General features: G+C 47.8%; 9 protein-coding genes. 4 read left to right on the plus strand and 5 right to left on the minus strand.

Going from position 1 to position 12,543, the window contains the following annotated elements; all coding sequences use genetic code 11:
* Positions 1-74 precede the first annotated feature (74 nt).
* The gene (gene purH, locus WBJ53_RS00485; protein ID WP_338874090.1) at positions 75-1,619 is read right to left on the minus strand and encodes a bifunctional phosphoribosylaminoimidazolecarboxamide formyltransferase/IMP cyclohydrolase; all 1,545 of its coding nucleotides are present in this window, start codon (positions 1,617-1,619) and stop codon (positions 75-77) included.
* Positions 1,620-1,795: 176 nt separating this feature from the next.
* Here purH and WBJ53_RS00490 point away from each other — a divergent pair, with 176 nt between their 5' ends.
* Positions 1,796-3,334 carry an oligosaccharide flippase family protein gene (locus WBJ53_RS00490; protein WP_338874091.1) on the plus strand — a complete coding sequence of 513 codons (1,539 nt, stop codon included), beginning with the start codon at positions 1,796-1,798 and terminating at the stop codon, positions 3,332-3,334.
* 54 nt (positions 3,335-3,388) lie between these two features.
* On the opposite strand, the gene WBJ53_RS00495 is transcribed toward WBJ53_RS00490, so the two are convergent.
* Positions 3,389-4,285 (minus strand): DUF4249 domain-containing protein, encoded by an 897-nt coding sequence (locus tag WBJ53_RS00495; protein ID WP_338874092.1) that lies wholly within the window; start codon positions 4,283-4,285, stop codon positions 3,389-3,391.
* Positions 4,286-4,290: 5 nt separating this feature from the next.
* Positions 4,291-6,708: a carboxypeptidase-like regulatory domain-containing protein gene (locus WBJ53_RS00500; RefSeq protein ID WP_338874093.1), complete on the minus strand. Its 2,418-nt coding sequence runs from the start codon at positions 6,706-6,708 to the stop codon at positions 4,291-4,293.
* A 229-nt stretch (positions 6,709-6,937) separates the two neighbouring features.
* Here WBJ53_RS00500 and WBJ53_RS00505 point away from each other — a divergent pair, with 229 nt between their 5' ends.
* Positions 6,938-7,795 carry a TraB/GumN family protein gene (locus WBJ53_RS00505; RefSeq protein WP_338874094.1) on the plus strand — a complete coding sequence of 286 codons (858 nt, stop codon included), beginning with the start codon at positions 6,938-6,940 and terminating at the stop codon, positions 7,793-7,795.
* A gap of 15 nt (positions 7,796-7,810) precedes the next feature.
* Here the strand turns inward: WBJ53_RS00505 and WBJ53_RS00510 are convergent, their stop codons facing one another.
* On the minus strand, positions 7,811-7,996 hold the full coding sequence (locus tag WBJ53_RS00510) for a hypothetical protein (protein ID WP_338874095.1): 186 nt from the start codon (positions 7,994-7,996) through the stop codon (positions 7,811-7,813).
* Between the two features lie 188 nt (positions 7,997-8,184).
* A complete protein-coding gene (uvrA, locus tag WBJ53_RS00515) occupies positions 8,185-11,079 on the minus strand; it encodes an excinuclease ABC subunit UvrA (RefSeq protein ID WP_338874096.1) in 2,895 nt (964 codons plus the stop codon).
* Positions 11,080-11,238: 159 nt separating this feature from the next.
* Between uvrA and WBJ53_RS00520 the strand changes: the two genes are divergently transcribed.
* Together WBJ53_RS00520 and WBJ53_RS00525 are read left to right on the plus strand one after the other, a co-directional pair.
* Positions 11,239-11,862, plus strand: a complete 624-nt coding sequence (locus tag WBJ53_RS00520; protein ID WP_338874097.1) for an MgtC/SapB family protein — start codon at positions 11,239-11,241, stop codon at positions 11,860-11,862.
* Between the two features lie 27 nt (positions 11,863-11,889).
* Positions 11,890-12,510: a hypothetical protein gene (locus tag WBJ53_RS00525; protein ID WP_338874098.1), complete on the plus strand. Its 621-nt coding sequence runs from the start codon at positions 11,890-11,892 to the stop codon at positions 12,508-12,510.
* Positions 12,511-12,543 lie beyond the last annotated feature (33 nt).

Raw genomic sequence — 12,543 nt, forward strand, 5'->3', positions numbered from 1 at the left:
ATTTTGTTTGATTTGTTTCGCTTCAAAGAAGCGCTTATAATCAAACAAAATCAGCTAAATCATATAAATCTTGGTCAGTGTTTAAAATGTCTTACACCGGTCGTAACCATCGCCAGCTCGTGCTCATTGCAGTAATCGATCGAATCCTGGTCGCGGACCGATCCGCCGGGTTGCACAACGGCCGTAATACCTGCCTGACTGGCAATTTCAACACAGTCAGGAAAGGGGAAAAACGCGTCGGAAGCCATTACTGCGCCTTGCAGATCGAAACCAAACGACCCCGCTTTCTCAATTGCCTGCCGTAGTGCATCTACGCGGGAGGTTTGCCCAACTCCACTGGCCAGCAACTGATCTTTCTTGGCCAGCACAATCGTGTTCGATTTAGTATGCTTGCAAACCTTTAAGGCAAATTCGAGGGCCTGCATTTCGGCATCGCTGGGCGCTTTTGTCGTTACAACCTTAAACTGGGCGGTTGTTTCGGTCTGATTGTCTTTATCCTGCTCCAATACGCCGTTCAAAACCGTTTTGAACATAATGGTGGGTAAAGCCACAGCCTTACGTTTCAGTAAAATCCGGTTCTTTTTCGATTTCAGCAGGTCGAGTGCTTCTGGTGCAAAGTCTGGTGCAATCAGAATCTCCATAAACAGCTTATTGAGTTCTTGGGCCGTTGCCAGATCGACTGGCGTATTGGTGATGATAACACCACCAAAGGCCGAAACCGGATCGCAGGCCAGTGCATTCAGGTAGGCATCTTTAGCCGTCGGAGCCGTAGCAATACCGCAGGCATTGGTGTGTTTAATGATGGCAAATGTGGTGCCAGCCGCTGTATCGAACTCATCAATTAAGCCTACACAGGCATCAACATCGACCAGATTGTTGTACGACAGCTCTTTGCCGTGCAGTTTCTCGAACATGGCGTTCAGATCGCCGTAGAACGTAGCCTGCTGATGTGGGTTTTCGCCGTAGCGCAGGTGATTGGCAGGCAGATTTTTGAAGTCGGTGATAGCCACTTCGTTTGCCGACTGGCTATCGTCTTTGGCAAAATAAGCCTGAATGGCAGTGTCGTAGTGCGAGGTTATACCAAAGGCTTCTTGGGCATACTGCCGACGGTCGCTCAGGTCGGTTGCGCCATTTTTGTTGGTCAGCAGGTTTACAACATCGGCGTATTGATTCCGCGACGAAACGATGAGGACATCTTTATGGTTTTTGGCTGCCGCCCGAATGAGCGAAATGCCACCAATGTCAATTTTTTCGATGATATCTTCATCTGATGCGCCCGAGGCAACCGTTTCTTCAAACGGATACAGATCGACCACGGCCATATCGATTGGCGGAATCCGATGACGTTCGGCCTGTGCCAGATCTTCGGGGAGTTCACGACGGTATAAAATACCTCCCATAACCGCCGGATGAAGCGTTTTTACCCGGCCGCCAAAAATAGACGGATAGCCCGTAAGGTCTTCAACGGCCGTTACCGGAATTCCGAGCTGTTCGATAAATGCCTGGGTGCCGCCAGTTGAGTAGAGCCGTACGTTTTGTTCGTGCAAAAGCCGTACTAATGGTTCGAGCCCGTCTTTGTAATAAACGGAAATCAGCGCTGAGGAAATTTTGAGGGACATGCTGTCGGTTGAAACAGCTATAGTGCTGTTTCTGAAATTAATGATCAAGTTAGGCCAAACATACAAGAGACTCTACCGGCCTGAGCCACAAAGATAACCAAACGTCTTAACTTTGTGAGCCCACAGCACGAAAGTCAGGTTACAAAAGCCAGAGTCGTTCGCCGGGAAACCTACTCATGAGTACATTTAAAAAATTAGCCAGCGATACGGCCCTTTACGGTGTGAGCACCATTTTAGGGCGTATGCTCAATTTTGCGCTGGTTCCGTTGCAAACGTATGTGTTCACGCGCCCCGAAGAGATGGCGTCGAACGTAGAATTATATAGCTGGGTTGCCATTCTGCTGGTTGTCTATACGTTTGGGCTTGAAACCGCATTTTTTCGCTTTGCCGCCCGTCGGCCAGAAGACAAAATCAAGGTATTCGACGAAACACTGAGCATTGTCTTCATCATCAGCGCTTTCTTTTCAATACTGATCATTCTGCTCACACCCAAAATTGTTGTGTGGCTCGATTATCCGGGACAGGAATTGTCGGTTATCTGGGTGGCACTGATTGTGGCTATCGATGCCATAATGGCCATTCCCTTTGCCCGCCTGCGGGTCGAGAATCGGGCTCGTCGATTTGTTCAGGCAAAAATTATTAACATTCTGATTGTGGTGGCGCTGAATGTGTTTTTCCTGATCTTCTGTCGGGATGTTTATAACGGAAAATACCTGTCGGTCCTGAAGCCGGTAATCGACCTGATTTATTATCCGAGTATTGGTCCGGGCTATATCATTCTGGCTAATTTGTTGGGCAACGCTACGTATTTTGTGCTGCTACGGGATGCTTTCGAAGGGTTTCGATTCCGGCTCAATAAGGACGAAGCAAAAACAATGCTGATCTACGCGGCTCCGCTGATGCTAACGAGTCTGGCAGGGTTCGTTAACTCTATGACCGACCGGCTGTTTTTGCAGCACTGGCTACCCGACAATTTTTATCCGGGGCTGACCAGCAAAGATGCCCTCGGCATTTATGGTAACTGCCTGAAACTATCGGTGTTTATGGCCCTGGTCATTCAGTCGTTTAAGTTTGCGGCCGATCCGTTTTTTTTCTCCCGTGCCGAAGATAAAAACTCGCCCAAGCTACTGGCCGACGTAACGAAGTGGTTTATTATCGTTTGTGTGCTGATTTGGGTGGGCGTTAGCCTGAATCTGGATGTGGTGGGGTTACTGGTTTCGAAGAAGTACCGACCCGGTTTGCCCGTGGTTCCGCTTTTGTTGCTAGCCAATCTGTTTCTGGGTGTTTACTATAACATCTCATTCTGGTTTAAGCTCAGCGACAAAACCCAGTTTGGAACCCTCATTACGATCATTGGTGCTGCCATAACCATAGCCGGAAACATCGTTCTTATTCCATTGCTGGGCTATATGGGCTGTGCTATTGCCTTCCTGGTATCGAGCTTTCTTATGATGGTGATTTGTTACGGACTAGGGGAGAAGTATTATCCCGTTCCCTATCATATAGGGTCGGCGGTTGGCTATATTTTAGGCGCGGGACTGCTGATCTACGCATCGGAATACATCAAAATCCCGAACCTATGGCTGTCGGTGCCCTATCATATGGCGCTGTTTGGGTTGTTTGTTGCTGTTGTGCTGGTTATCGAACGCAATACCTTTCTGCCTGCACTGGAGCGGTTTCGTAAGCGCAAAGTATCTGATAAAGTTAAAGCCTAAAAAACCTAAAAGGTCTCGAAGACCTTTTAGGTTTTTTAGGCTTTAACCTGCTAATCACAAATCGGGGCGTAGGTTTGCTTCTTCGACCTTTGCTGTTCGGCTCTGCACGGCGGAGGTGATAAAAAAACCAACGGCTTTTTTTCCCGCAGTATTCGTATTTACGATGTTTGTAGGCACATTGGTTGGGGGAGTTGCGAATAAACCACCGTTCGTAATCTGTGTGCGTAACTCCTGCCAGAACTCAAACGCTTCTTTCGGAAGTGATTGTATCTCAACCTTAACGACATCGTTGAAGGTATACAGACTGTCGGGGTTAATCGACTGGCGAATGGGCAGGATAAACATCAGCCCATCGGTATCGGCACTTCCCTGAAAAGCACCGTCCTGAGCCAATATGATGTTACCGGGTTTGTTTTGAAGTTCGCCGTTTCGGTAAAACTTAACCCGGCAGTAATCCGTCGCGCCTGGCAGATCGCGGGCATAAAATTCGCCCTGGTAGCCTTCGGTTTTCGAGAATGGGTTCAGTTTCGTTTTTACGAACGTGATCGAATCGACCGTTGGAACGCGGTTTAGTTTAGAACTGGATTGATAGGTTTCGCCCTGAAACGCAATATTCAGTTGATAGGTCCGGCCAATGTGGCCGAGCGTATCGTTGCCAGTAGGTTGCCACACATAATAACCGTCGTTGTCGGGGTCAGTGAATGAATAAGATTTGCCAGCATCGTCGGTAACCGTAACGGTTGCGCTGAGAGCCGCTGGCGGTGTGCTGCTATCGAAATAGGCTGATGTTTGCGTCAGTCGGATGGTTTGCGGGCCGGGCTGATCGGTAATGGTGGCATCGACCGATAACTGCGATGTACCCGTATCGAGTTTGGCATCAATAACGGTTTCGCAACTGTTCAGAAACAAAACGGTTAGCAGTAAGCAGGGGATTAAAAGGTATCGTTGCATCTTTACTAAAACTTAAAGTTGTAGGTTACCGATGGGATGAGCGTCGCAAACACCGAATACTTGATGGCTTCCGTTACCTGCGGATTGTCGGCATTGGGCTGGAAGTAAACCGAGAACGGGTTCTTGCGGGCATAGACGTTGTAGACCGAAAAGACCCAGTTATCTTCTTTGCGCTTGCCCGGTCGTTTTCGCCCCTGTAGGGTTGCCGCCAGATCGAGTCGATGATAGGCTGGAATGCGGTAGTTATTGCGGCCGTCGTATACAGGTGTTACATACCCTTCATATTCGAATCGATTGGTTGGAAACGTGCCGGGCGTACCACTGGCCAGGGTAAACGTAGCTGAGAAATTCCAGCGTTTGGCATTCGGTGGGTCGAACAACAGCACCGATGTAAGCGTATGGCGTTTGTCGAAACGGGTTGGATACCATTTACCATTATTGATGCCATCGACCTGCCGTTCGGTTTTGGCCAGTGTATAGCTGATCCAGCCGTTGACAACGCCGGTTGTGCGTTTTATGAAAAATTCGGCACCGTAGGCCCGGCCTTTGCCGTTGAGCAGATCGCCTTCCAGGTATTTATTCAGAATCAGATTCGCACCGTCGATGTAGTCGATCTGGTTCTGAAGCCATTTGTAATATACTTCGACCGATGCTTCGAACTCGCTACCCGATTTGCCAAAGTTTTTGAAGTAGCCACCGGCAAGCTGATCGGCAACTTGCGGGCGGATGTTGTTGGACGATGGCGTCCAGACGTCCAGTGGCGTCGATGCGGTTGTGTTGGAAATCAGGTGAATGTATTGGGCTGTTCGGTTGTAGCTCAGTTTGAACGAACTGTTATTTTGGAGTTCGTATTTAGCCGAAAAGCGGGGCTCCCAGTTTCCATAGGTCTGGATTACCTCACCCCGTTTGTAGGTTTGCGTAGACACCAGTGGTTTCCGCTGACCTGCCGCAACGTCGGTCGCAAAGGTGTAGGCTTCGCCGGTGCCAATGTAGTTGAAGAGCGAATACCGCAGGCCATACTGTAGTTGCAACCGCGAGGTCAGTTGTTGCTCGTTGCCTACATACAGCGCATTTTCGAGTGCGTATTTGTTGGCAAGCCCGAATGTGCGGATAGCACCGGCGCTGGCAGCTGTTGCCGTACCGGGCTGGAAATCATGAACAATGGCCTGGCCACCAAACGTAATGGTATTTTTGCCCAGAAACAGCGAAAAATCAGGTTTTAAGCTATAATCGACAATGCGCGAATCGGTCCTGAAATAGTCATTCGGTTTTTTCTGCTTCAGGTCCGTGTTGAGCGAATAATCATAATTGCTGTAGTAGGCTGTTGTGTTCAGAAACAGGCGGTCGCTGAACACATGATTCCAACGGGCCGAAACCGTTGCATTGCCCCAGTTGAAACCAAAATCTGCCCCAAACACGTCGCGGCCTAAATAGCCCGATAGAAATACGATGTTTTTATCATTGATTCGATAGTTGCCTTTAGCCGTCAGATCATAGAAATAGAATTTCGCTCCTTTCAAATCACTATTCAAAAAAGGTTGGGCAAGAATGTCGGCATACGAGCGTCGAGCAGCAACAATAAACGAGCCTTTGCCTTTGAAGAGTGGCCGTTCGTAAGATAAACGGCTAAAAATAAGTCCAATACCACCGTTTAGTTCGGGCTTTTTGGCATTTCCTTCTTTTAGTCGAACATCCAGAATGGACGAAATGCGGCCACCATAATTGGCCGGAATTCCTCCTTTTATGAGCTTAACATCTTTGACCGCATCGGGATTGAAAACCGAGAAAAAGCCAAAGAGGTGGGATGAATTATAAACTGGGGCTTCATCGAGCAACACCAGATTCTGGTCGATGCTGCCCCCGCGAACGTTAAAACCAGTAGCACCTTCGCCAACCGTTGAAACGCCCGGCAGTAATTGAATGCTGCGCACTACATCAACTTCGCCAAGGAGGGCCGGTATTCGTTTGAGCGTCTTAACATCAATCTGATTCACGCTCATTTCTATATTTTTGACGTTATCGTCTTCGCGCCGGGTCGATACCACAACTTCCTGAAGCTGCTTACCTTCTTCTTTTAATTCAATATCGAGCCGAACGTTGCGATCGATCAGGGCTACAGTTTTTGTCTGTTTTTCGTAACCGACATAAGAAATCACAAGGTTATAATTACCCGCGGGAACGGTAACAGCATAAAACCCATAACTGTTGGTAACGGCTCCGGTACCGGTTTCTTTCACATAAACCGATACGCCAATCAGCCCTTCGCCATTGGCAGCATCTTTAATATAGCCGCTCACGGTAAGTTGAGCAGGTACTGGCTTAGTTAGGCCATGCGCGTTCTGGTCGCTCTGGGCTTGAGTGTAACTGCTGCCGGCTAAAACTATAAGCAGGCAGAGAAACCTGGTCAGTGTATTGCTTTTCATTCGGTTGTTTGTAAATTACTGGGAGGGATACGGGGTAGTTTTATGATTACAGATGGTGTCGCAAAAGTAGGTAAGCCGCTGCCGGGCTTCTCAAAAAATTAGATAAAGCAGCGAAATTCGAGTGTGAACGGCACTATTTTTTGTATAAAAATAATATCCTGTTCAGCCGCTGTTAGTAGCTGGAATGGCTTTTTCAGAATCATCTTAGACCATTTTTTTTATTTTCTTCATGCGAATTTTCTTTGTTCTCCTGTTGCTGTTTTCAAAAGCAGTTGTTGCTCAGTCGCTGCTGTGGGAAGTGTCGGGCAATGGGTTGAAACAGCCGTCTTATCTGTTCGGGACATACCATATTCTGAAAGACAGTTATCTCGACAAAACCCCTACGGTTCGCTCAACATTTACTAAATCGGAGGGCGTTGTGGTCGAAACAACGGTCGACTCTACGGCTATGTTGAGCATGGCGATGCGGGCCATTATGCCCGGTACTAGTTTGAAGAAACTATTATCGGAGGCCGATTATCAGCTTGTCGCTGATGAATTTAAGAAAACAACGGGCTACGATCTGGCGATGTTTAATCAGATGAAGCCGATTATGGCCTCCACAATGTTGAGTTTAGGCTATACAGAAAAAGAAGTCGATACGCTTCGTCAGTTCAGCGGGCAACCGCTTGATCTGTATTTTATGATTGAAGCGAAGAAACAAGGGAAAGTGCTGACTCCACTCGAAACAATGGATCAGCAGATGACCTATTTGCTCGATCATGATCCGGTCGACAAGCAGGCAGCCGATCTGGTCAGAATGGTTAAAGAAAAAGACGACATGCAGGGCGAAGGTAAGAAACTAACGGATCTTTATCTGGCGGGTAATATTGATGGCATGTGGGAGCTGAGCCAGCAATACGAAACCAAATATGGCGACCTATCGTATCTGGTAAAAGAACGAAACCAGAACTGGATGGCAAAGCTCCCGGCTCTGATGGCCCTACGCCCAACTTTTGTGGCCGTGGGTGCGCTTCATTTGCCCGGCCCCGATGGCCTGATTAAGCTGCTCCGTAAAGCCGGGTATACGCTGAAACCGGTAAAATAACCAGTAAGTTTTGGCTCAATAGAGCTCAAACGGAATCAGAAAAACGGGGCCTTCAAATTCTCGTATCTGCTGAATAATGTTTTCGTCATCGGGGCGTAATTCGTCGAACAGATCATCGCCGAAATGATTCGTAGTGATCACAATAATCGTATTCGGATTGATTGTTTTAAGCCTATACTCATAGCCATCAATATCTGTCATCGGAAAGTCATAACTAGCTGGTTCTCCTGTTATTGGGCAAATAGTGAAGTGGTTTGCTGCTGTGTTTAAGACTCCCATCGGCATACAAGGTTTCCTGTACGAAAATTGACAAGAATACAGAAGACTTCCTACTCACCAGAGCAGGAAGTCTGTAATCTTAACAGCATAGTAATATTAACAACCGTTCGCTATATTTTTCCGCGCAGAAACTCGGCAGTGTAGTTGGGCTCAGTAAGCTGCACCATCTCTTCGGGCGTACCCGTAAACGTGATATAGCCACCCATTTCACCACCTTCGGGACCAAGATCGATGATGTGGTCGGCACTCTTGATCACTTCCATATTGTGCTCGATAATAATCACTGAGTCGCCCTGATCGACAAGCGCATTGATGGCTGCCAGGAGCTTACGGATATCGTGAAAATGTAAGCCCGTTGTAGGCTCATCGAATATGAAAAGCGTGCTGCCTTTGTTAGGATTGCCTTTGCTCAGAAACGATGCCAGCTTTACACGTTGCGCTTCGCCCCCCGAAAGCGTATTCGCCGATTGGCCAAGCCCGATGTAGCCAAGGCCAACCTCCTGCAATGGCCGGAGTTTATCAGCCATTTTGGAATCGGCTTTTCGGAAAAACTCCATGGCTTCATCTACAGTCATGTCCAGAATATCCGACACGTTTTTGTCCTGTAGTGTCACCTCCAGTATTTCCTGTTTGAAGCGTTTGCCACCACATCCTTCGCATTTAAGGTAGATGTCGGCCATAAACTGCATCTCAATCTTTACCTCGCCCTCGCCCTGGCAGACTTCGCAACGGCCACCGTCGACATTGAATGAAAAATGACTTGGTTTGTAGCCACGCGACTTTGATAGAGGCTGATCGGCCATAACCTGACGCAGATAGTCGTAGGCTTTAATGTAGGTAACCGGGTTCGACCGACTCGACTTGCCAATTGGATTCTGATCGATCATTTCAATGGCCGAAATACGATCGATCGAGCCTTCCAGGCTGTCGTATTTGCCCGCTTCTTCAGTACCTTCTCCTTTCTGACGCATAAGAGCCGGATAGAGCACCTTTCTGATCAGTGTACTTTTGCCCGAGCCCGATACGCCCGTAACAACCGTAAGCGTATTGAGCGGAAACCGTACATTCACGGTTTTGAGGTTGTTTTCGCGCGCGCCTTTCAGCTCAATAAAATTCGTAGCTCTCCGTCGGTATCGGGGCACTTCTACCGTTTCGCGGCCAGTCAGAAAATCGAGGGTATGAGAAGGAAGTGAAAGCGATACCGAATTATTTTCTTCTGTATTCTTCATTCTTAACTCTTCACTTTTCACTTCCTCCCAGGTACCCTGGAAAACCAGATGGCCACCGAGCGAACCCGCTTCCGGGCCAATGTCGATCAACTGATCGGCGGCCCTCATCACTTCTTCTTCGTGTTCAACCACAATAACGGTATTGCCCATGTCGCGGAGCGATTCGAGCACACTCACCAGCCGTTTGGTGTCGCGGGGGTGTAGGCCAATACTGGGTTCATCGAGAATATACATTGAGCCTACCAGTGCCGAGCCCAAGGATGTAGCCAGTTTGATACGCTGGTATTCGCCCCCCGAAAGCGTATTCGTTAACCGGTTCAGTGTTAGGTAGCCCAGTCCGACTCGTTCCATATAATCGAGTCGGTTGCGGATTTCGATCAGAATTCGATTGGCAACCTGCTGCTGGTGCTCGGCAAGGTTGAGGTCTCTGAAAAAAGCGGTTACTTTCGTAATAGGCATCAAAACCAGATCGGTGATTGATTTTCCTGCGATTTTTACATAGCCCGCATCCTTCCGTAAACGCGATCCCCGGCATTCGGGGCAGGAGGTTTTGCCCCGGTAGCGAGACAGCATAACCCGATACTGAACTTTAAATGTCTGGCTTTCTACATAGTCGAAAAAACCGTTCAAGCCGTCGAAGTATTGGTTGCCGGTCCAGAGCACTTCCTGTTCGTCCGGTGTCAGATCTTTATATGGACGATGAATCGGAAAATCGAACCGAATGCCGTTTTTGAGCAACGGTTTCAGAAATTCTTCGCTCATTTTTTCGCTCCGCCACGGAGCAATAGCGCCTTCGAATACGGAGAGGTTTTTGTCGGGAATAACCAGATCGGGATCAATTCCCAGCACTTTACCGAAGCCATCGCACCGGCGGCATGCGCCATACGGATTGTTGAACGTAAATAGATTGACACTTGGCTCCTCGAACGAAATACCATCCAGCTCAAACTTATCAGAGAACCCCCGGGACTCAACGCCCACCACATCGACACGGCAAGAGCCATCGCCCTCGTTAAAGGCGGTTTGTACCGAATCAGAAAACCGATACAGATTATCTTCGTCTGGATTGCCGTTTGGGTCATAAATAACCGTTCCGCGATCGACTAAAATTTCGAGAGCAGAAAAGATATTTTCCTGTTGCGTTTGATTTTCCAGCAGCTCTTCGATCTGTAAAACCTGCCCATCGGCTACAATACGGGTATAGCCTTTTTGCAGAAGAATATTCAGCTCATAGGCCAGCGTTCGGTCGTCGCGGATACGAAGCGGAGCCAGAATCATAATCCGCTGCCCTTCTTCGAAGCTGTGAATAAAATTGACAACGTCGGTAACCGTATCTTTCCGAACTTCATGACCCGATATGGGCGAGTAGGTAATACCCGCACGGGCGTAAAGCAATTTTAGATAATCATAAATTTCGGTCGACGTTCCAACCGTAGAGCGTGGGTTTCGGGTCGATACTTTTTGTTCGATGGCAATGGCTGGCGAAACCCCTTTGATGTATTCAACTTCGGGTTTTTCCATCCGGCCCAGAAACTGACGGGCATAGCTGCTTAAGCTTTCAACGTACATGCGCTGCCCTTCGGCAAATAAGGTGTCGAATGCCAGCGACGATTTACCCGAACCCGACAGACCAGTCAGGACAACTAGTTTATTACGAGGAATAGCAACATCAATTCCTTTCAGATTGTGTACTTTCGCCCCCTTAATAATGATAAATTGCCTGGGGTCGAGGTAGTCAACCGACCGCAGTGGTTCGGTTTTCGAATTTTGAGTCATTCTAAGTCAGTAGGGTAAACTCTATCTAAATTTTAACGGTTTATTTGACGATATGGTTTCTCGATATTCGAATTCTTGTTAGCGTAGCTATGTGTGTAAATACCTGTGGTTTCAGCTGCAACGGGGAACTGTTTTATTCCGTAATAATGAATGAACCCAATGAATCTTTTTAATGAAGATAGTATTGGCTTGGTAGCTGCTTTGCTAATGGGTGGCCTGATTGGGGCCGAGCGGGAATACCATGGCAAATCGGCAGGCTTCCGAACAATGATCATGATTTGTATTGGCTCAGCGCTATTTACTATCATATCGGAGCGAATCGGAGACGACCGAATTGCTGCTAACATTGTCAATGGAATCGGTTTTTTGGGCGCAGGTATTATTTTTCGGGAAGAAAGCCGCATTAAAGGGCTAACAACAGCAGCAACGGTCTGGTCTGTTTCGGCACTGGGTATGTGCGTCGGTAGCCGACACTACGATATTGCGCTGATTGGTTTTGTTCTGATTATGAGCTCTCTGTTGTTTCTGACGCGGTTAGCAAAATGGATTCAGCGACTAAATCAGACTCGCGATTACCGGATTGTAACGCCGTTTCGGAACAAAACGCTGGACCATTACGAAGCCTTTTTTGAAAAATGTGGTCTTTCGCCAACCCGACAGCAGCAGCAACGGTTGGGAGACAATATGATTGGGCATTGGCGCGTTGGCGGAACAGCCAAAAATCATGAAAAATGCATTGACCGATTGTTAAACGATCCCGAAGTAAAAGAATTCACCTTCTGATTTCGTTCTATTTTATATAAACCTACCATGAGTCATATTCAAAAGATACTGTTTGTCCTTTGCCTATTGAGTAGTAGTGTTGCTTTTGGGCAACTTACCGAAGATCCCGAAGACCGTCGGGACCAGGGCAAGGACCCGTTTAAAACCCAGACAATTGATGGCGATCCCTTACCATTTTCGCAGCGCTTACGGTTTGGTGGTGGCATAAACGGCTTCCGGTTTGGCAATCCATTCAGTTTGGGTGTTTCGCCAGTAGTTGCCTATCAAACAACCGAACGGCTTATTCTGGGCATTGGCGGAACGTATAACTACACGCATTACAAAGCCCCTTATTATGTGCCAACTACCTATAATCAGTTTGGTGTAAGAGGGTTTGCCATGTATGAATTTATTCCGTCTATTCTGCCAAACCTGTATTTGCACGGGGAGATCGAGAATAGCTCCATTCAGGTTCGCGACGATCAGACAAGCCAGAAAAGTAGTGTGGGTGTAACAGCACCTTTAGTCGGGCTAACCTATTCTCAGCCCATTTCGCGCCGATTTGGGGTAAATCTTACCGCCCTATATAATCTGAATTACAACGATCCACAGGGTGTGTCGCAGTATATTTATGGCAGCCCACTTGTTATTCGGCTATCCTTTTTCTAAGAGAATCATACTCATAAAAAAGCACCGCTCTGC

It is taken from the genome of Spirosoma sp. SC4-14, from assembly GCF_037201965.1.
Classification (GTDB): Bacteria; Bacteroidota; Bacteroidia; order Cytophagales; family Spirosomataceae; genus Spirosoma.